The 20,610-nt window shown below is 57.8% G+C and carries 19 protein-coding genes; 13 read left to right on the top strand and 6 right to left on the bottom strand.

The features are described from left to right. Positions 1 to 176 precede the first annotated feature (176 nt). From osmY to FFB58_RS15675, 4 genes are all read left to right on the top strand, one after another. The gene (gene osmY, locus FFB58_RS15660; RefSeq protein ID WP_039030473.1) at positions 177 to 794 is read left to right on the top strand and encodes a molecular chaperone OsmY; all 618 of its coding nucleotides are present in this window, start codon (positions 177 to 179) and stop codon (positions 792 to 794) included. 127 nt (positions 795 to 921) lie between these two features. Further along, complete coding sequence (locus tag FFB58_RS15665) at positions 922 to 1,083, top strand: DUF1328 family protein (RefSeq protein WP_002887716.1); 162 nt, start codon at positions 922 to 924, stop codon at positions 1,081 to 1,083. A 137-nt stretch (positions 1,084 to 1,220) separates the two neighbouring features. Beyond that, positions 1,221 to 2,291: a patatin family protein gene (locus FFB58_RS15670; protein ID WP_039030472.1), complete on the top strand. Its 1,071-nt coding sequence runs from the start codon at positions 1,221 to 1,223 to the stop codon at positions 2,289 to 2,291. Further along, positions 2,288 to 3,070, top strand: a complete 783-nt coding sequence (locus FFB58_RS15675; RefSeq protein WP_138370376.1) for a metal-dependent hydrolase — start codon at positions 2,288 to 2,290, stop codon at positions 3,068 to 3,070. The genes FFB58_RS15670 and FFB58_RS15675 overlap by 4 nt, the downstream gene beginning before the upstream one ends. Here the strand turns inward: FFB58_RS15675 and FFB58_RS15680 are convergent. After that, positions 3,065 to 3,925, bottom strand: coding sequence for a YjjW family glycine radical enzyme activase (locus FFB58_RS15680; RefSeq protein ID WP_039030470.1), 861 nt, complete (start codon positions 3,923 to 3,925; stop codon positions 3,065 to 3,067). The genes FFB58_RS15675 and FFB58_RS15680 overlap by 6 nt on opposite strands. Then, positions 3,897 to 5,447 carry a YjjI family glycine radical enzyme gene (locus FFB58_RS15685; protein ID WP_138370377.1) on the bottom strand — a complete coding sequence of 517 codons (1,551 nt, stop codon included), beginning with the start codon at positions 5,445 to 5,447 and terminating at the stop codon, positions 3,897 to 3,899. Before FFB58_RS15685 ends, FFB58_RS15680 begins: the two co-directional genes overlap by 29 nt. 261 nt (positions 5,448 to 5,708) lie before the next feature. Here FFB58_RS15685 and deoC point away from each other — a divergent pair, with 261 nt between their 5' ends. The 4 genes from deoC to deoD all read left to right on the top strand — a co-directional run bounded on the left by deoC (position 5,709) and on the right by deoD (position 10,022). Next, entirely contained in the window at positions 5,709 to 6,488 is a 780-nt protein-coding gene (gene deoC / locus FFB58_RS15690; protein WP_205735743.1) for a deoxyribose-phosphate aldolase, read from the top strand. 124 nt (positions 6,489 to 6,612) lie between these two features. Then, complete coding sequence (gene deoA / locus FFB58_RS15695; RefSeq protein ID WP_138370379.1) at positions 6,613 to 7,935, top strand: thymidine phosphorylase; 1,323 nt, start codon at positions 6,613 to 6,615, stop codon at positions 7,933 to 7,935. Between the two features lie 51 nt (positions 7,936 to 7,986). Continuing rightward, positions 7,987 to 9,210: a phosphopentomutase gene (gene deoB, locus FFB58_RS15700; protein ID WP_138370380.1), complete on the top strand. Its 1,224-nt coding sequence runs from the start codon at positions 7,987 to 7,989 to the stop codon at positions 9,208 to 9,210. A gap of 89 nt (positions 9,211 to 9,299) precedes the next feature. Next, entirely contained in the window at positions 9,300 to 10,022 is a 723-nt protein-coding gene (gene deoD, locus FFB58_RS15705; protein ID WP_014068806.1) for a purine-nucleoside phosphorylase, read from the top strand. A 62-nt stretch (positions 10,023 to 10,084) separates the two neighbouring features. Here deoD and lplA read toward each other — a convergent pair whose 3' ends face one another. Further along, a complete protein-coding gene (gene lplA, locus FFB58_RS15710; protein WP_138370381.1) occupies positions 10,085 to 11,101 on the bottom strand; it encodes a lipoate--protein ligase LplA in 1,017 nt (338 codons plus the stop codon). Positions 11,102 to 11,139: 38 nt separating this feature from the next. After that, a complete protein-coding gene (locus FFB58_RS15715) occupies positions 11,140 to 11,784 on the bottom strand; it encodes a YtjB family periplasmic protein (RefSeq protein ID WP_039030464.1) in 645 nt (214 codons plus the stop codon). Between the two features lie 121 nt (positions 11,785 to 11,905). On the opposite strand from FFB58_RS15715, the gene serB reads away from it, so the two are divergent. The 3 genes from serB to nadR all read left to right on the top strand — a co-directional run bounded on the left by serB (position 11,906) and on the right by nadR (position 15,603). Continuing rightward, positions 11,906 to 12,874 carry a phosphoserine phosphatase gene (gene serB, locus FFB58_RS15720; RefSeq protein ID WP_138370382.1) on the top strand — a complete coding sequence of 323 codons (969 nt, stop codon included), beginning with the start codon at positions 11,906 to 11,908 and terminating at the stop codon, positions 12,872 to 12,874. Between the two features lie 75 nt (positions 12,875 to 12,949). Then, positions 12,950 to 14,335 (top strand): DNA repair protein RadA, encoded by a 1,386-nt coding sequence (gene radA, locus FFB58_RS15725; RefSeq protein ID WP_138370383.1) that lies wholly within the window; start codon positions 12,950 to 12,952, stop codon positions 14,333 to 14,335. Positions 14,336 to 14,370: 35 nt separating this feature from the next. Then, entirely contained in the window at positions 14,371 to 15,603 is a 1,233-nt protein-coding gene (nadR, locus tag FFB58_RS15730) for a multifunctional transcriptional regulator/nicotinamide-nucleotide adenylyltransferase/ribosylnicotinamide kinase NadR (protein ID WP_039030461.1), read from the top strand. A 191-nt stretch (positions 15,604 to 15,794) separates the two neighbouring features. Here nadR and ettA read toward each other — a convergent pair whose 3' ends face one another. Next, positions 15,795 to 17,462 (bottom strand): energy-dependent translational throttle protein EttA, encoded by a 1,668-nt coding sequence (gene ettA, locus FFB58_RS15735; RefSeq protein ID WP_138370384.1) that lies wholly within the window; start codon positions 17,460 to 17,462, stop codon positions 15,795 to 15,797. A 220-nt stretch (positions 17,463 to 17,682) separates the two neighbouring features. Here ettA and sltY point away from each other — a divergent pair, with 220 nt between their 5' ends. Continuing rightward, a complete protein-coding gene (gene sltY, locus FFB58_RS15740; RefSeq protein WP_138370385.1) occupies positions 17,683 to 19,620 on the top strand; it encodes a murein transglycosylase in 1,938 nt (645 codons plus the stop codon). A gap of 56 nt (positions 19,621 to 19,676) precedes the next feature. Continuing rightward, complete coding sequence (gene trpR, locus FFB58_RS15745; protein ID WP_039030458.1) at positions 19,677 to 20,003, top strand: trp operon repressor; 327 nt, start codon at positions 19,677 to 19,679, stop codon at positions 20,001 to 20,003. A 61-nt stretch (positions 20,004 to 20,064) separates the two neighbouring features. Here the strand turns inward: trpR and yjjX are convergent, their stop codons facing one another. After that, positions 20,065 to 20,580, bottom strand: coding sequence for an inosine/xanthosine triphosphatase (gene yjjX, locus FFB58_RS15755; RefSeq protein ID WP_039030628.1), 516 nt, complete (start codon positions 20,578 to 20,580; stop codon positions 20,065 to 20,067). Positions 20,581 to 20,610: the final 30 nt, after the last annotated feature.

Here is a 20,610-nt window from a genome sequence, read left to right on the forward strand (position 1 = left end):
GCCTGTGAGAGTGATCTATATTTAACTCAGTGTTTAACACCGGGCGCAGATGAAAGCTCCATTCAATGCGTGTTGATAAGGTTCTCATCTCGCCCGAGTGTTGATTGGTAGTAATAAAGACTACTTGCACGTAATGATTGACGCTCGAAGTCGGAGCAAAACACAGGAATACATCGATGAATACTAAAAAACTGAAGATTTCGAAAACTCTGCTGGCGGTAATGATGGGTAGCGCACTGGTATGCGGTTCTGCGATGGCGGAAACCACTGCAACCGACAAAGCGCAATCCACAGCCAATACCGCTGGTGAAAAAATCGATAACTCTATGAATAAAGTCGGTAACTTCATGGATGACAGCTCTATCACAGCAAAAGTAAAAGCTGCGCTGGTGGATGCTGATGACATTAAGAGCACCGATATTTCCGTAGAAACCGATAAAAACGTCGTTACGCTGAGTGGCTTTGTAGAAAGCCAGGCGCAGGCTGAAAAAGCCGTTAGCGTGGCGAAAGGTGTTGAAGGTGTGAAATCCGTCAGCGATAAACTGCATGTCCGTGATGGCAAAGAGCAATCTGCCAAGGGCTATGCTGGTGACGCAGCGACCACCAGTGAAATCAAAGCCAAACTGCTGGCTGATGACATCGTCCCATCACGTCATGTGAAAGTGGAAACCACTGACGGCGTGGTACAGCTGAGCGGTGAAGTAGAGTCAAAAGCACAGAGCGACCGTGCTGAAAGCATCGCCAAAGCTATTGATGGCGTGAAAAGCGTTAAAAACGATCTGAAAGTGAAATAAAAATCGATAATTCGTCCTTCTGGCTGAGGCCAGAAGGCGATATAAGAATTAAACATGTAGATATCGCCGTGAGCAAACCTGAGCGCTCACCATGCGGTCGACATTAACTATGGTAAAGGAGAGTCATATGTTTCGTTGGGGCATCATTTTTCTGGTTATCGCGTTAATTGCCGCCGCTCTGGGTTTTGGTGGTCTGGCGGGTACCGCGGCGGGTGCGGCGAAAATTGTCTTCGTCGTCGGTATTATCCTGTTCCTGGTAAGCCTGTTCACCGGACGCCGTCGTCCATAGCTCAGGTAACCGTTATGCTGAAGAAAAGGCCCATGTTAAGCATGGGCCTTTTTATTTGGTGGATATCGGGTTTGGGAAAACCGGCGGGTGTGCGCTACTGTGTAGGGATATAACAAATAAAAAACAGGAAAGCAGAGGTGGGGCAGCGAATTCCGGTAACGCTCGGCAATATTGCGCCGTTAGCACTGAAACCCTTTCGGCCAGGCCAGATTGCGCTGGTATGTGAAGGCGGTGGGCAGCGAGGGATCTTCACGGCCGGCGTGCTGGATGAGTTTATGCGCGCGCAGTTTAACCCGTTCGATCTCTTCTTCGGCACCTCCGCCGGAGCGCAAAATCTCTCGGCCTACGTCTGTAATCAGCCGGGTTACGCCCGCAAAGTGATCATGCGTTACACCACCTCCCGCGATTTCTTCGATCCGCTGCGCTTTGTGCGCGGCGGCAATCTTATCGATCTCGACTGGCTGCTGGACGCCACCGCCAGCAAAATGCCGCTGGCGATGGACAGCGCCTCGCGCCTGTTCGATGCCGGCAAAGCCTTCTGGATGTGCGCCTGTCGCGGCGATGACTACTCGGCAAGCTACTTTTCGCCGCAAAAAGAGAACTGGCTGGATATTCTTCGCGCCAGCAGCGCCATCCCCGGTTTCTACCGCACGGGGGCGCTGCTGGACGGGATTAGCTATCTGGACGGCGGCGTCAGCGATGCGATCCCGGTGCAGGAGGCGGCCCGACGCGGCGCGAATACCATCGTGGTGATCCGCACCGTGCCGTCGCAGATGTACTATACGCCGCAGTGGTTTAAGCGGATGGAGCGCTGGCTGGGTGAAAGCAGCCTGCAACCGATGCTCAACCTGGTGTCGCACCATGAGGCGAGCTATCACGCCATCCAGCATTTTATTGAAAAGCCGCCGGGCAAACTCAGGATCTTCGAAATCTATCCGCCAAAACCGCTTAACAGCATGGCGCTGGGCAGCCGCATCCCCGCTCTGCGGGACGACTACAAAACCGGACGTCTGTGCGGGCGCTATTTCCTGGCGACGGTGGGCAAATTGCTTGCCGAACAGCCGCCGCTGCGCCGCCACCAGCGGATCATCGCCCCGGCCACGGTGGTGGTTCCTCCTGCAAGCGTGGCCAACGATGCGCTTACCACCCCGCTCGTGGATGCCCCGCAGGCCAACGACACCCTGTTTGATAACGAGGATCTGGCGTGACTTACCGCTTTATTGATACCCATTGTCACTTTGATTTCTCCCCCTTTACCGGTGATGAGCCCGCCAGCATCCAGCGTGCCGCCGAGGCGGGCGTTATGGGCATCGTGGTTCCGGCCATTGATGTGGCGAGCATCGATCGGGTGCTGGATCTCGGGGCGCGCTATCCGGCGCTGTATATGGCTCTGGGTCTGCATCCCATTGTGATTGAATCCCATCAGGATGCGCATCTGGACACGCTGGAAGCGGCGCTGGCGGCAAAGCCGGAAAGGCTGGTGGCGGTGGGGGAGATCGGCCTCGATCTCTATCGCGAGGATCCTCACTTCGAACGACAGGAAGCGATCCTTGATGCCCAGCTGAAGCTGGCGAAACGCTACGATCTGCCGGTGATCCTCCATTCCCGGCGCACCCACGACAAGCTGGCGATGCACCTCAGGCGCCACAATCTGCCGCGAACCGGGGTGGTCCATGGCTTTGCCGGAAGCCTGCAGCAGGCCCAGCGTTTTGTGGAGATGGGCTATAAAATTGGCGTCGGCGGCACCATCACCTATCCCCGCGCGAGTAAAACCCGTGATGTGATGGCGCAGCTACCGCTCTCCGCCCTGTTGCTGGAGACCGATGCCCCTGATATGCCGCTCAACGGTTTTCAGGGCCAGCCGAACCGCCCTGAGCAGGCGGCGAGGGTATTTACAACATTATGTGAACTGCGCCCGGAGCCTGCGGATGAGATCGCCCAGGCGCTGCTGGATAACACCCGCGCGCTGTTCAACCTGCCGCTATAGATAGAGCGCCGGGCGGATCACTGCGATCTGCTCACGCTCCAACAGCTGCGCCAGCGGTTCGACATCATCGGCCGTCGCGCTGCGCCAGTGACGGGCTTCGCCGTAGACGCCATGGGCATGAAAAGCGTTGATCCTGACCGGAACATCCCCCAGCTGACGGATAAATTTGACCAGTTCGCGATGGTGCGTCAGGTAATCACAGCGATCCGGGATCACCAGTAAACGCAGCTCGCTCAGCCGGTGGTGTGCCGCCAGCCAGCGAATGCTGTGCTTGATAAGCGCGTTGTCGCGCCCGGTCAGGAAACGGTGATGGGCATTGTCCCAGGCCTTAAGATCGACCATTGCGCCATCAAACACCGGGAGCAGCTTTTGCCAGCCGGTTTCGCTTAGCAGGCCGTTACTGTCCACCAGACAGGACAAATGCTGAAGCTGCGGATCGGCTTTCAGCGCGGAAAACAGCGCCACCAGAAACGGCAGCTGGGTGGTGGCTTCCCCGCCGCTGACGGTGATGCCGGAGATAAAGGGCGCGACCTTGCGGATCTGCACGATAACCTCCTCCACGCTTAACCGCTGCGCCATGGGCGTCGCCTGCTGCGGGCACATTTGCAGACAGGTATCGCACTGCTGGCAGGTCGCGTCATCCCACCAGACCCGTCCGGCCTGAATATTCAGCGCATCGTGCGGGCAGTGCGGCACGCAGGCGGCGCAGTCGTTGCAGCGCCCGATGGTCCACGGGTTGTGGCAGGTTTTGCAGCGCAGGTTGCACCCCTGCAGAAACAGGGCCAGGCGGCTGCCGGGCCCGTCAACGCAGGAGAACGGGATAACCTTACTGACTAAAGCGCATCTGCTGTTCATGGCTTATCACGCGCGGCTGGCGCTCCAGTATGCGGGTGTTGCGGGCGGCCTCTTCGCCCAGCCAGGTGGTGTTGGTGCGCGAGCCTTCGGCGCGGTATTTTTCCAGATCGGACAGCCGCACCATATACCCCGTCACACGAACCAGATCGTTCCCTGAAACGTTAGCGCTGAATTCGCGCATCCCGGCGCGGAAAGCGCCCAGACAGAGTTCCACCACCGCCTGCGGATTGCGCTTCACGGTCTCGTCCAGGGTCAGGATGTCGCTGATCCCGGCGTGGTAGTGGCGATGATGCGGCGCGACCGCCAGCAGGTGGCTAATCGCATCCGGCTCATCGCCATACGGCAGACGCGCCCCCGGCGTGGTGTCCACGTCAGAGCTGATCCCCGACTGGGCATGGAGCATGGCGCGGTGTCGCCAGCCATGTTTAACTGGGGTGGCTTCCACAAAGGCCGCCAGCTGCTCGCTGATGCGATACCCCAGCGCATTGGCCTGGTCATCTTTGCCGTAGCGCCCGTTAATCCCCGCTTTCTCGCACAGCACGTTCACCGCTTCGGCGAGGCCGTACATGCCGAACATGGGCACAAAACGGTTGGGATCGATCAGCCCTTCTTTCACCAGGAAGCTATTCTCAAAGAAGCCGGAACGCTGATACAGGAAGTCGCAGCGGGCATCGATGATGGCGATCTGCTGCTGACAGTAGTGCGGCAGGGTGCGGGTAAAGAACGCCTCGAGGGTTTCGCTCTGCTCCGCGATGGCCTTCAGGTTGAGGCGCACAAGGGTGCTTCCCCCGCCTGCCAGCGGCAGCGAGTTGTAACAGCTGACCACGCCAAAGCCATTTTTTGTGAAAATTTTATCATTTACCGGCCCGTTGGAGATATGCGGTTTACTGCATTCGCAGATGTTCTTCGCCACCTGCAGCAGCAGATCGTCCGGCGTGATTTTGGGATCGTAAATAAAGGTGAGATTGGGTGAAACCTGCTTAAGTTCTGCATCGGCGCGTAAAATGGCGCGCGTTATCGGGCCGTCTGCCGGGCCAATATTGGCATGGACGAAGGCATCCGGCAGGGTGCGATCGAGGTAGCGCCAGAAACGTTTTATTCGAATATCGATTTCTTCTTGTGTTAGAATTCTAACATACGGCTGCAGCAGCGTATCGAGATGGCCGAGGAACACCGGCATGGCGGTAACGGACGGAACATGGTGGTAAAGGATGGTCAGCAGCGACAGCGCATCATCCAGATCCTGAGCGCCTTCCAGGTCCAGCCACTCTGAACCCTGTTTCAGGAACAGCGCATAGTCAGGCAACACGTAGCGCGGTTTGTAAGGCGCGTGGCCTTCAAACATATCGCAGATAAATCCCCCGGCCAGCGCCAGACGCGCATCGTTATCCAGGGCCGGGTAGGGCAGATTGTTTTCTGCCTCCAGCGCCAGAAAGTGGCGTTTTTGTTCGGGGCTTAACACCGGGCTTGTCACAATTTTCTGGCAACGTTGTTGCAGGGCGGCGGGGGTGGATGGGGACATTGTCGCTTCCTTATTCTTCTGCATGGACAGCGGAAGATTGTAGAAAGAGTCCCTCCGGTCGCCTTTGATCCTGCGCGGGTGCCTGACGCTTTAATCAGCAGTTGTAGCTAAATTATTTGAAGTTGATCTCATTATGGTTATGCAAATTTGTATGCATATTTCATTAACTGTGATGAATGTCGAAGTGAGAAAGCGGGTGAATGTTAGAATACTCACAGACCCGCAAGGTGAAATTTTACGGCTATACGCCCGGAGAATGTTATGACCGATTTAACCGCAAGCAGCCTGCGTGCTTTAAAACTGATGGATCTGACCACCCTGAATGACGACGACACGAACGAGAAAGTGATCGCCCTGTGTCATCAGGCGAAAACCCCGGTGGGCACCACGGCGGCTATCTGTATCTATCCGCGTTTCATTCCGATCGCGCGTAAGACCCTGAAAGAGCAGGGCACGCCGGACGTGCGTATTGCCACCGTGACCAACTTCCCACACGGTAACGACGACATCGAAATCGCGCTGGCAGAGACCCGCGCCGCCATCGCTTACGGCGCTGACGAAGTTGACGTGGTCTTCCCTTACCGCGCGCTGATTGCCGGTAACGAGCAGGTGGGCTTTGAGCTGGTGAAAGCCTGTAAAGAGGCCTGCGCAGCGGCAAACGTGCTGCTGAAAGTGATCATCGAAACCGGCGAGCTGAAAGAAGAGGCTTTAATCCGTAAAGCGTCTGAAATCTCTATTAAAGCGGGTGCAGACTTCATTAAAACCTCCACTGGTAAAGTGCCGGTCAATGCCACCCCGGAAAGCGCACGCATCATGATGGAAGTGATCCGCGATATGGGCGTAGAAAAAACCGTGGGCTTCAAACCGGCGGGCGGCGTGCGTACCGCAGAAGACGCGCAGCAGTTCCTGGCGATTGCCGATGAGCTGTTCGGTGCCGACTGGGCAGACGCCCGCCACTACCGTTTCGGCGCATCCAGCCTGCTGGCCAGCCTGCTGAAAGCACTGGGTCACGGCGACGGTAAGAGCGCAAGCAGCTACTAATAGCACTATTCGTTGTAGGCCGGATAAGGCGTAGCCGCCATCCGGCGTTGTTCCGGTTCGCCGGGTGGCGCTACGCTTACCCGGCCTACGGTTAGCCTTCGACTCACTTCCTCAGGGGGTTATTTTGTTTCTCGCACAAGAAATTATTCGTAAAAAACGTGATGGTCATGCTTTAAGCGACGAAGAGATCCGTTTCTTTATCAACGGCATTCGCGACAATACCATCTCTGAAGGGCAGATTGCCGCCCTGGCGATGACCATTTTCTTCCACGATATGGCGATGCCGGAGCGCGTGTCGCTGACCATGGCGATGCGGGATTCAGGAACCGTTCTGGACTGGAAGAGCCTTAACCTTAATGGCCCGATCGTGGACAAACACTCCACCGGCGGCGTGGGTGATGTCACCTCGCTGATGCTGGGGCCAATGGTCGCTGCCTGCGGCGGCTACATTCCAATGATTTCCGGGCGCGGCCTCGGTCATACCGGCGGCACGCTCGACAAACTGGAAGCCATTCCGGGCTTCGATATCCTCCCGGATGACAACCGCTTCCGCGACATTATTAAAGATGTGGGTGTGGCGATTATCGGCCAGACCAGCTCTCTTGCTCCGGCGGACAAGCGTTTTTACGCCACGCGTGACATTACCGCGACCGTCGACTCCATCCCGCTGATCACCGCTTCGATCCTTGCCAAGAAACTGGCCGAAGGTCTGGATGCGCTGGTGATGGACGTGAAAGTGGGCAGCGGCGCCTTTATGCCGACCTACGAACTCTCAGCGGCGCTTGCCGAAGCGATCGTTGGCGTTGCCAATGGCGCTGGCGTGCGCACCACCGCACTGCTTACCGACATGAACCAGGTGCTGGCTTCCAGCGCGGGTAACGCGGTTGAAGTGCGCGAAGCGGTACAGTTCCTGACAGGTGAATACCGCAACCCGCGCCTGTTCGAGGTGACCATGGCGCTGTGCGTCGAGATGCTCATTTCAGGCAAACTGGCGAACGATGACGCCGACGCCCGGGCGAAACTGCAGGCGGTGCTGGATAACGGCAAAGCGGCGGAGATCTTTGGCCGCATGGTTGCTGCCCAGAAAGGCCCGACCGATTTCGTGGAAAACTACGCCAAATACCTGCCAACCGCGATGCTCAGCAAAGCGGTGTACGCGGATACCGAAGGCTTCGTCTCGGCGATGGACACTCGCGCGCTGGGTATGGCGGTGGTCTCCATGGGCGGCGGTCGTCGTCAGGCTTCCGACAGCATTGATTACAGCGTCGGCTTCACCGATATGGCCCGTCTGGGCGACAGCGTTGACGGTCAACGTCCGCTGGCGGTGATCCACGCGAAAGATGAAAACAGCTGGCAGGACGCGGCGAAAGCCGTGAAGGCTGCCATTACTCTGGCGGATAATGCCCCAGAAAGCTCGCCTTCGGTCTATCGTCGTATTACCGAATAGCGGTATACTGATCTGATCGCTTTTTTATGAAGCACTGAGTACGGAGAACATATGAAACGTGCATTTATTATGGTGCTGGACTCTTTCGGCATCGGCGCTACAGAAGATGCAGATCGCTTTGGTGACACCGGTGCAGACACCATGGGTCACATTGCTGAAGCCTGTGCAAAAGGCGAAGCGAACAACGGTCGTCAGGGCCCGCTGAATCTGCCAAACCTGACCCGTCTGGGCCTGGTTAAAGCCCATGAAGGTTCCACCGGTAAAGTGGCAGCCGGTATGGACGCCAACGCCGAAGTGGTTGGCGCATACGCCTGGGCTCACGAGCTCTCTTCCGGGAAAGACACCCCGTCAGGCCACTGGGAAATCGCCGGTGTGCCGGTTCTGTTCGACTGGGGCTATTTCTCCGATCAGGAGAACAGCTTCCCGCAGGAGTTGCTGGATAAGCTGGTTGAGCGCGCAAACCTGCCGGGCTATCTCGGCAACTGCCACTCTTCCGGCACCGTCATTCTGGACCAGCTCGGCGAAGAGCACATGAAAACCGGCAAGCCGATTTTCTACACCTCTGCTGACTCCGTGTTCCAGATTGCCTGCCACGAAGAGACCTTTGGCCTGGATCGTCTTTACGAGCTGTGCGAAATCGCCCGTGAAGAGCTGACCGAAGGCGGCTACAACATTGGCCGCGTGATCGCGCGTCCGTTTGTGGGCGACAAACCGGGCAACTTCCAGCGTACCGGCAACCGTCACGATCTGGCCGTAGAACCGCCAGCGCCGACCGTGCTGCAGAAACTGGTTGAAGAGAAAGATGGCCAGGTGGTTTCCGTCGGTAAGATTGCGGATATCTACGCTAACTGCGGCATCACCAAAAAAGTGAAAGCCACCGGTCTGGACGCGCTGTTTGACGCTACCGTGAAAGAGATGAAAGAGGCGGGCGACAAGACTATCGTCTTCACCAACTTCGTCGATTTCGACTCCTCCTGGGGTCACCGTCGCGACGTCGCTGGCTACGCTGCGGGTCTGGAGCTGTTCGACCGCCGTCTGCCGGAGCTGATGGAGCTGGTGGGTGAAGATGACATTCTGATCCTGACCGCCGACCACGGCTGCGACCCGACCTGGACCGGTACCGACCACACCCGCGAGCACATTCCGGTGCTGGTGTACGGCCCGAAAGTAAAACCAGGCTCTCTGGGTCACCGTGAATCCTTCGCGGACATCGGCCAGACCATTGCGAAATACTTTGGTACGTCTGATATGGAATATGGCAGGGCCATGTTCTGAATTATGTTGGGTGCGGTCTGATGCCCTCACCCCGGCCCTCTCCCACAGGGAGAGGGTGAAAAGAATAAACAATGTAAAAGGAACTGAAGATGGCAACTCCTCACATTAATGCAGAGATGGGTGATTTCGCTGACGTCGTATTGATGCCTGGCGACCCGCTGCGTGCGAAGCACATTGCAGAAACCTTCCTCGAAGACGTGCGTGAAGTGAACAACGTTCGCGGCATGCTGGGCTTCACCGGGACCTACAAAGGCCGCAAAATTTCCGTAATGGGTCACGGTATGGGTATCCCATCCTGCTCCATCTACACCAAAGAGCTGATCACCGATTTCGGCGTGAAGAAGATCATCCGCGTGGGCTCCTGTGGCGCCGTGCGTATGGACGTGAAGCTGCGTGACATCGTTATCGGGATGGGTGCCTGCACCGACTCCAAAGTTAACCGCATGCGCTTCAAAGACCACGACTTCGCGGCAATCGCTGACTTCGGCATGGTGCGTGACGCCGTTGACGCAGCCAAAGCGCTGGGCGTTGACGCTCGCGTAGGCAACATCTTCTCCGCGGACCTGTTCTACGCGCCGGACGGCGGCGAGATGTTCGACGTGATGGAGAAATACGGCATCCTGGGCGTGGAGATGGAAGCGGCAGGTATCTACGGCGTAGCGGCTGAGTTCGGTGCGAAAGCCCTGACCATCTGCACCGTGTCTGACCACATTCGCACTCACGAGCAGACCACTGCCGCTGAGCGTCAGACCACCTTCAACGACATGATCAAAATCGCGCTGGAATCCGTTCTGCTGGGCGATAAAGAGTAAGACCTGTTGTGCCCGGTGGCGCTTCGCTTACCGGGCGTACAGTTTTCCATCCGGCTTTTTTATTACCGCACCGCCCCCGCAATCCACGCCGACAGCTCCCGTAGCTCTTTTTCCTGTTCCGGGAAGTCGCCAGTCAGGGCATCACACTCCTGCTGCAACATATCCGCCCGATACAGGCAGCCCTGCAGACGCGCCGCCAGCGCCTCTAACGGGGCCGGGTTCAGGCTGTCGGTAAAGACTTGCGTGCGTGAGATATGGCCCTTCTCGACGTCGAAGTGCAGCTCCACGCCGCCCCAGGTAAAGCGTTCATCCAGCAGATGCGAGAAGGCAGGCGCCTGACCAAAGTTCCACTCCCAGCTGCTCTGGCGGGCAAAAGTTTCGGCGAAGTTCGGCAGATCCGGCGTTTTGTCAGGTGAAATGACTTCGGCTTCAACGCGCTCGCCATAGTGGGCAAAAAACGCCTCTGTAACGGCGTCGCAGATCCGCTCATGGGTGATGCCCGGCAGCAGATCCACCAGATTCGCCACCCGGCCACGCACGGAGGTGATGCCCTTGGCCTGCAGCTTTTTCTGGTCGGGATTGAGGTAGTTCGCCAGGCGGCTGAGATCGGCATTCAGCAGCAGGGTACCGTGGTGAAAACCGCGGTCCATGGTTTCGCGGTAGGCCGAACCGGAGACCTTCCGGTCGCCCTCTGCCGTTTTCACCACCAGGTCGTTACGCCCGGAGGCTTCCGCCGTGGCGCCCAGGGCCTGCAGCGCATTCAGCACAATGCGGGTGGAGATGGTTTTGTCGTACTCCGGCTTTCCGGCCATAAAGGTAAAGCAGGTATTGCCGAGGTCGTGAAATACCGCGCCGCCGCCGCTGCTGCGACGCGCCAGGCGCACGTTGTCCTCTTCCATGCGTCGCGTGTTGCACTCTTTCCACGGGTTTTGCGCCCGGCCAATCACCACCGTGTCGGCGTTGCGCCACAGGAACAGCACGCGCTGGGTGGCGGGCATCTGGCGGAAGATGCACTCTTCCACCGCAAGGTTAAACCAGGGATCGTATGAATCTGAGATAAGCAGACGCAATGTAGACATGCAGATTTCCTTTCCTGAAACGGTTATCGACAAAACCACTAGGTTTTCTTTTCGCTCTCTTCCTCTTCAGGCACCGATTTACTGGCGGTGAGCAGGAACGGCGACTGCTGCCAGCGGGTGCGTTTGCCCTGCAGCAGCGTGCGGGTCAGCACCACGCCAATCGCCAGCGACAGCAGCAGCATCAGGCGCAGAATATTGGTGGTGTTATCCACCTGTTTGGCCTCGGTGGCCAGGGTATGGGTGTCGAGCGTCAGGCGCAGATAGCCGAGCGGACCGTTTTTGCCCTGAATCGGCTCCACCAGCTGCTGGTTAAAGTAGCCGCCGGCTTTTTTACCGTCCAGCGCCAGCCGGTCGCGTACCTCGACCTGCTCCCCTGAGCGGGCAATCAAGCCACCTTCTTCGTCGTAAACGCTGGCGTCGAGGATGCGGCTCTCTTCCGTCAGAACATGCAGCACCTGGCTGATGCGCTTCTCATCCGGCGTTTCGGTTCGCATCAGCGGGGCGATGTTGAGCGACACCTGTCGCGCCAGCGTGTGCGCTAGCTCTTCAAGCTGCGGATTGCGCTGCCGTTGATGATTCTGGCTGAACCACGATGCGCCCTGCATCAGCGCCACTAACAGGGCGAGACAGGAGAGGACAATCACGGCACGATGAAGCCGGAATTTCAGTTTTGCACGAGCCATATTCCACCTGCTGAAAATTTTCGGGGTTAATGTTGCCAGAAGTGATGGTTACAAGGTAGCCTCATGCGTTATTTTCACCCCCTGGATGATTCCCGGCGCGAACGATTTTACAGGAGCTTTAATGCCAAACATTACCTGGTGCGACCTGCCCAATGATGTCTCTCTCTGGCCAGGATTGCCGCTCTCATTAAGTGGCGATGAGGTAATGCCACTGGATTACCATGCTGGCCGTAGCGGCTGGCTGCTGTATGGACGCGGCCTGGATAAACAGCAGTTAACAACCTATCAGCGCAAGCTGGGCGCGGCGATGGTGATCGTGGCGGCCTGGTGCGTGGAAGACTACCAGGTGATCCGCCTGGCCGGCTCCCTGACCCAGCGCGCCACCCGTCTGGCGCACGACGCGGGCCTCGATGTGGCACCGCTGGGTAAAATCCCGCACCTGAAAACCCCGGGATTGCTGGTGATGGACATGGATTCTACCGCCATTCAGATCGAATGCATCGACGAGATTGCTAAACTTGCCGGTACGGGCGAGATGGTGGCCGAAGTGACCGAGCGCGCCATGCGTGGCGAACTGGACTTCACCGCCAGCCTGAAACAGCGCGTGGCGACCCTGAAAGATGCCGACGCGAATATCCTGATGCAGGTGCGTGAAAAGCTGCCCCTGATGCCGGGCCTGGTGCAGCTGGTGCTGAAGCTGGAGACCCTGGGCTGGAAAGTGGCTATCGCCTCGGGCGGCTTCACCTTCTTTGCCGAGTATCTGCGCGACAAGCTGCGTCTGGACGCCGTAGTTGCCAACGAGCTGGAGATCCGCGACGGCAAACTTACCGGGAAGGTGATTGGCGAGATCGTCGACGCCCAGTTTAAGGCCAACACCCTGACGCGTCTGGCGGAAAAATATGACATCCCGGTTGCCCAGACGGTGGCGATTGGCGACGGCGCGAACGATCTGCCGATGATTAAAGTGGCCGGGCTTGGCATTGCCTATCATGCCAAACCGACCGTGAATGAAAAGACGGAAGTCATTATCCGTCATGCTGACCTGATGGGGGTGTTCTGCATTCTCTCCGGCAGCGTAAACCAGAAATAGTTGTATAGGCCTGCTTGCCGGGCAAGCGAGAGCACCACCCCGCAAGCAGGCCGCGCAGAAATAAAGAGGTAAAACGTGGCGAAAGCTCCAAAACGCGCATTTGTCTGTAATGAATGTGGGGCGGATTATCCGCGCTGGCAGGGGCAGTGCAGCGCCTGTCATGCCTGGAACACCATCACCGAAGTGCGCGGCATTGCCGCTTCGCCAACCGTTGCCCGTAACGAGCGTCTGAGCGGTTATGCGGGCAATGCGGGCGTATCGAAAGTCCAGAAACTCTCCGAGATCAGCCTCGAAGCCCTGCCGCGCTTCTCCACCGGTTTTAAAGAGTTTGACCGGGTGCTGGGCGGCGGCGTGGTGCCGGGCAGCGCCATTCTGATTGGCGGTAGCCCGGGGGCGGGTAAATCGACCCTGCTGCTGCAAACCCTCTGCAAGCTCGCGTCGCAGATGAAAACGCTCTATGTCACCGGGGAAGAGTCGCTGCAGCAGGTGGCGATGCGCGCCCACCGACTGGGGCTGCCCACCAACGACCTCAATATGCTCTCCGAAACCAGCATCGAGCAGATCTGCATGATTGCTGAAGAAGAGGAGCCGAAGCTGATGGTGATCGACTCCATTCAGGTGATGCACATGGCGGACGTGCAGTCGTCGCCGGGCAGCGTCGCCCAGGTGCGCGAAACCGCCGCCTACCTGACGCGCTTTGCCAAAACGCGCGGCGTGGCAATCATCATGGTCGGCCACGTCACCAAAGATGGCGCCCTGGCTGGCCCGAAGGTGCTCGAACACTGTATCGACTGCTCGGTAATGCTGGATGGCGATGCTGATACCCGTTTCCGCACCCTGCGCAGCCACAAAAACCGCTTTGGCGCGGTGAACGAACTGGGCGTCTTTGCCATGACCGAGCAGGGGCTGCGAGAAGTCAGCAACCCGTCGGCCATCTTCCTGAGCCGCGGCGATGAAGTCACCTCCGGCAGTTCGGTGATGGTGGTCTGGGAAGGGACGCGCCCGCTGCTGGTGGAGATCCAGGCCCTGGTCGATCACTCGATGATGGGCAATCCCCGTCGCGTGGCAGTGGGTCTTGAGCAAAACCGTCTGGCGATCCTGCTGGCGGTGCTGCACCGTCACGGCGGCCTGCAGATGGCGGATCAGGATGTGTTTGTGAACGTGGTCGGTGGGGTAAAAGTCACCGAAACCAGCGCCGACCTGGCACTGCTGCTGGCGATGGTCTCCAGCCTGCGCGACCGTCCGTTGCCGCAGGATCTGGTGGTCTTTGGCGAAGTCGGTCTGGCCGGTGAGATCCGTCCGGTGCCGAGCGGTCAGGAGCGCATTTCCGAGGCGGCAAAACACGGCTTCCGCCGGGCGATTGTGCCCGCCGCCAACGTGCCGAAAAAAATCCCCGAAGGGATGAAAGTGTTTGGGGTGAAGAAACTCGCAGATGCGTTAAACGTCTTTGACGACTTATAATTACCTATTCGATGTTGCAGGAGGCACCGTAATTTATGTCGTCATTTGACTATATCAAGACCGCAATCCGCCAGAAAGGCTGCACCCTGCAGCAGGTGGCGGAAGCCAGCGGTATGACCAAGGGCTATTTAAGCCAGCTGCTGAATGCCAAAATCAAAAGCCCCAGCGCGCAGAAGCTGGAAGCGCTGCACCGCTTTCTGGGACTTGAATTTCCGCGGATGCAGAAGAACATCGGCGTGGTGTTCGGCAAGTTCTATCCGCTGCATACCGGGCATATCTATCTGATCCAGCGCGCCTGTAGCCAGGTGGACGAGCTGCATATCATCATGGGCTATGATGAGAAGCGCGATCGCGAGCTGTTCGAAGCGAGCGCCATGTCCCAGCAGCCCACCGTCCCCGACCGCCTGCGCTGGCTGTTGCAGACCTTTAAGTACCAGAAAAATATCCGCATTCATGCCTTCAACGAAGAGGGCATGGAGCCGTATCCGCACGGCTGGGACGTGTGGAGCAACGGCATCAAAGCCTTTATGGAAGAGAAGGGCATCCAGCCTAACTTTATCTACACCTCTGAAGAGTCTGACGCCTCGCAATATCCCGAACATCTGGGCACGGAAACGGTGCTGATCGACCCTAAACGCACCTTTATGAACATCAGCGGGGCGCAGATCCGTGAGAACCCGTTCCGCTACTGGGAGTACATCCCGACGGAAGTGAAGCCGTTCTTTGTGCGCACGGTGGCGATCCTCGGCGGCGAATCCAGCGGTAAGTCGACCCTGGTCAACAAGCTGGCCAACATCTTCAACACCACCAGCGCCTGGGAATATGGCCGGGATTACGTCTTCTCGCACCTCGGCGGCGATGAGATGGCGCTGCAGTATTCCGACTACGACAAGATTGCGCTGGGGCACGCACAGTACATTGATTTCGCGGTGAAATACGCCAATAAAGTGGCGTTTGTCGATACCGATTTCGTCACCACCCAGGCGTTCTGTAAAAAATACGAAGGGCGCGAGCACCCGTTTGTGCAGGCGCTGATCGACGAATACCGCTTCGACCTGGTGATCCTGCTGGAGAACAACACCCCCTGGGTGGCGGATGGGATGCGCAGTCTCGGCAGTTCAGTGGACAGAAAAGAGTTCCAGACCATGCTGGTAGAGATGCTCGACGCGAACAATATCGACTTTGTGCATGTGGAAGAGGCGGACTATGACAACCGCTTCCTGCGCTGCGTGGAGCTGGTGAAAGAGATGATGGGGGAGAAGGGGTAACCCTTCTGCCGCTAATTGCCCGGCGGCGCGATGCTTGCCGGGCCTACAGTTTTGTAGGCCGGGTAAGGCGAAGCCGCCACCCGGCAGATAGTGCTGTGCGGCCTGATCCCCTCACCCTGGCCCTCTCCCCAAAGGGGAGAGGGGGAAAAACACATACAAAAACGGCAACCTGTTGGTTGCCGTTTTGCTTTTTATTTCGAGATACGCTTGTACTTGATACGCTTCGGCTCCAGGGCGTCGGCGCCCAGGGTGCGTTTCTTGTACTCTTCGTATTCGGTGAAGTTACCTTCGAAGAACTCCACTTTACCTTCATCCTGGTAATCCAGAATGTGGGTAGCGATACGGTCGAGGAACCAACGGTCGTGGGAGATAACCATTGCGCAGCCCGGGAACTCCAGCATGGCGTTTTCCAGCGCGCGCAGGGTTTCGATGTCCAGGTCGTTGGTCGGTTCATCGAGCAGCAGGACGTTACCGCCAACCTGCAGCAGTTTCGCCAGATGCAGACGACCACGCTCACCGCCGGACAGCTCGCCCACGCGTTTACCCTGATCAACACCTTTGAAGTTGAAGCGGCCTACATAGGCACGGCTTGGCATTTCAGTGTTGCCGATACGCATGATATCCAGGCCGCCGGAAACTTCTTCCCAGACGGTTTTGCTGTTATCCATTGCGTCACGGAACTGGTCAACGGATGCCAGCTTCACGGTTTCGCCGAGGGTGATAGTGCCGCTGTCAGGCTGTTCCTGACCGGACATCATGCGGAACAGGGTCGATTTACCCGCGCCGTTCGGACCGATGATCCCAACAATAGCGCCTTTCGGTACCGAGAAGCTCAGATCGTCGATCAGAACGCGGTCGCCGTAGGATTTACGCAGGTTGCTGACCTCAACGACTTTATCCCCCAGACGTGCTCCAGGCGGAATAAACAGTTCGTTGGTTTCGTTACGTTTCTGGTATTCGGTGTTGTTCAGCTCTTCGAAGCGTGCCAGACGGGCTTTGCCCTTAGACTGACGGCCTTTAGTGCCCTGACGAACCCACTCCAGTTCTTTCTCAATCGACTTACGACGCGCCGCTTCCTGAGAAGCTTCCTGCGCCAGACGCTGATCTTTCTGCTCCAGCCAGGAGGAGTAGTTACCTTCCCACGGAATACCTTCACCGCGGTCCAGCTCCAGGATCCAACCGGCAACGTTATCGAGGAAGTAACGGTCGTGGGTGATAGCCACAACGGTCCCTTCGAAGTCGTGCAGGAAGCGTTCCAGCCAGGCTACGGATTCCGCATCCAGGTGGTTCGTTGGTTCGTCGAGCAGCAGCATGTCTGGCTTTTCCAGCAGCAGACGGCACAGCGCGACGCGGCGGCGTTCACCACCGGACAGTTTTTCAATTTTTGCATCCCAGTCTGGCAGGCGCAGGGCATCGGCCGCACGCTCCAGCTGTACGTTCAGGTTGTGACCGTCGTGTGCCTGGATGATCTCTTCATATTTACCCTGCTGGGCAGCGAGCTTGTCGAAGTCTGCATCCGGCTCGGCGTACTTCGCGTACACTTCTTCCAGACCCTTCAGCGCGTTAACCACTTCGGAAACGGCTTCTTCAACGGATTCGCGAACGGTGTGTTCCGGGTTCAGCTTCGGTTCCTGTGGCAGGTAACCGATTTTGAGGCCAGGCTGCGGGCGGGCTTCACCTTCGATGTCTGTATCGATGCCCGCCATGATGCGCAGCAAGGTGGACTTACCGGCACCGTTGAGACCCAGCACACCAATTTTTGCGCCCGGGAAGAAGCTCAGCGAGATATTTTTAAGAATATGACGTTTCGGCGGTACCACTTTGCCGACACGATGCATGGTATAAACGAATTGAGCCACGTTGGACTTCGCCTCTTTTATCGTGATGAGAATAGTGGCGAAGTGTAGCCTTTTTCCCCGCCTAATCCCAGCCATCGACGTCTGGAGTGTTAAAACGCGCAAGAAAGGTAAAAATGTGTCGGTAACGTGGCGCGTTGGGGGATGCCTGGTTAGCATAAGTTAATTACGCTTTTGCGCGGCACGATGCTGCATTTAATGACGATTAACAGAGGATGAGCGTGTGGTAAAAGCCAAACAAGTGGGCTGGCGACTGTTGGCTGCCAGCGTCTGCGTGCTGACCATCAGCAGCGCAGCGCGAGCCGATTCACTGGATGAACAACGTAACCGCTATGCACAGATCAAACAGGCATGGGATCAGCGACAGATGGAGACAGTGCAGGCCCTGATGCCGACGCTGAAAGCGTATCCGCTCTATCCCTATCTGGAATACCGTCAGCTTACCGACGATCTGATGAACCAGCCGACGATCACCGTTAAAAACTTTATTCAGGCCAACCCGACGCTGCCCCCGGCGCGCACCCTGCAGTCGCGCTTTGTGAACGAACTGGCGCGACGTGAAGACTGGCGCGGCCTGCTGGCCTTTAGCCCGGATAAACCGGGCACTACCGAAGCGCAGTGCAACTACTATTACGCAAAATGGGCGACGGGCCAGCAGGAAGAGGCCTGGAACGGTGCCAAAGAGCTGTGGCTCACCGGTAAAAGCCAGCCTAACGCCTGCGACTCGCTGTTTGGCGCCTGGCGCGCTTCCGGCAAACAGGATCCTCTGGCGTATCTGGAGCGTATTCGTCTGGCGATGAAAGCGGGTAATACCCGTCTGGTCACCACCCTTGCCGGGCAGATGCCGTCGGATTACCAGACCATCTCCAGCGCCCTGATCCAGCTGGCGAACGATCCGAAAACGGTGATGGACTTCGCCCGCAACACCGGCGCGACCGATTTTACCCGTCAGATGGCGGCGGTGGCCTTCACCAGCGTGGCGCGGGATGACGTGGAAAACGCCCGGCTGATGATCCCAACCCTCGCTCAGGCGCAGCAGCTTAATGAGGATCAAACCCAGGAGCTGCGCGATATCGTGGCGTGGCGACTGATGGGCAATGACCTTACTGACGAACAGGCACGCTGGCGTGATGACGCCATCATGCGTTCAAACTCCACCTCGCTGGTGGAGCGTCGTGTGCGCATGGCATTGGGGAACGGCGATCGCCGCGGCCTGAACACCTGGCTGGCGCGTCTGCCGATGGAAGCAAAAGAGAAGGATGAATGGCGCTACTGGCAGGCGGATCTGCTGCTGGAGAGGGGGCGTAATGAGGAGGCAAAATCGATCCTGCGCAGCCTGATGCAGCAGCGCGGTTTCTATCCGATGGTGGCGGCCCAGCGGCTTGGCGAAGAGTACACCCTTAAGATTGATAAAGCGCCGTCCGGCGTCAACGCCGCGCTGGTGCAAGGGCCGGAGATGGCGCGGGTGCGCGAGCTGATGTACTGGAATCTGGATAACACCGCCCGCAGCGAATGGGCGAACCTGGTCACCAGCCGTACCGTAGATGAAAAAGCCCAGCTTGCGCGCTATGCCTTCGATAATCACTGGTGGGATCTCAGCGTGCAGGCGACGATCGCCGGCAAGCTGTGGGATCATCTCGAGGAGCGTTTCCCGCTGGCCTATAAAGATCTGTTCGATCGTTACACCAGCGGGAAAGACATTCCCCAGAGCTATGCGATGGCGATTGCCCGTCAGGAGAGCGCCTGGAACCCGAAAGTGCGCTCGCCGGTCGGGGCCAGCGGTCTGATGCAGGTAATGCCCGCCACGGCTGCCCACACGGTGAAGAAGTTTGGTATTCCGGGCTACTCCAGTCCGTCGCAGCTGCTGGATCCAGAAACCAATATCAAGATCGGCACCACCTATCTGCAGAGCGTCTACGATCAGTTCGGCGACAACCGCATCTTCGCCTCGGCGGCCTATAACGCCGGGCCGGGACGCGTGCGCACCTGGCTTGGCAACAGCGCCGGACGCATCGACGCGGTGGCGTTTGTTGAGAGCATTCCGTTCTCGGAAACCCGCGGCTATGTGAAGAACGTGCTGGCGTATGATGCTTACTATCGCTACTTCATGGGGCAGAAAGATACCCTGATGAGCGACAGTGAGTGGCAGCGACGTTACTGATCGGTGAGGGTTATGTTATGCTTGTACTCGTTTAAGAGTACGAAAGGCGGCATAACATGACCCAGAATTCACCTTACTCATCGGCGATGGCCGAGCAGCGTCATCAGGAGTGGCTTCGTTTTGTGGAGCTGCTTCGCCAGTCATATGAACAGGATCTGCATCTGCCGCTGCTGCAGCTGATGCTCACCCCCGACGAGCGCGAGGCGCTGGGTACCCGGGTGCGCATCATTGAGGAGTTGCTGCGCGGTGAAATGAGCCAGCGCGAGCTGAAAAGCGAGCTGGGGGCGGGGATCGCGACCATCACCCGCGGCTCAAACAGCCTGAAGTCCGCGCCGGTAGAATTACGCCAGTGGCTTGAGAATGTGCTGCTGAAAAACGCCTGATGGCGCTGCGCTTATCAGGCCTACGCCCCAGGCCGGATAAGGCGAAGCCGCCATCCGGCTATTAACGGTAAATCGCGTTATGAAACGGGCTTAACGCCAGGATCACCGCCTGGTGGTAAACGCTTGAACGCGTGAGCGCGCCGGCGGTAAACACCCCAATCGCCCCCTCTTTACGTCCGATCTCATCGATGCCGGTGTATTTCGACATCACCGGCCCAAGGGCTTCCCCTTCGCGTACTTTATCCAGAATGATCGCCGGTAACGGCAGGGTGGCGGAACGTGCTTCACCGCGCTGATGTGCGCTTTCGATCACCACCCAGCTGAAGGTACTGCCTTCGTCGATCCCGGCTTCAATGGCGACCCAAAAGTCCGCTTGCGGATATGCCTGCCTGGCGTTTGCCACGCGATTCCGTGCGCCAGCGCGGGTTTCTTCGCTGCCGATTGGCTGTTCCGGGACGCCGCTCTCGACGTTGACGGATTCGATATGGCAGGATCCTTCGCCGAAGATCTCGGCAAATGCCCTTAGAATTGCCTGAATTTTGGCAGGATTAGTGGTAGCTGAGACAACCTGGTGCATAATTAAGCCTAACTCTAAAAATATCATCGC

This window comes from Enterobacter sp. MF024, assembly GCF_005843915.1.
Classification (GTDB): Bacteria; Pseudomonadota; Gammaproteobacteria; order Enterobacterales; family Enterobacteriaceae; genus Enterobacter; species Enterobacter barmai.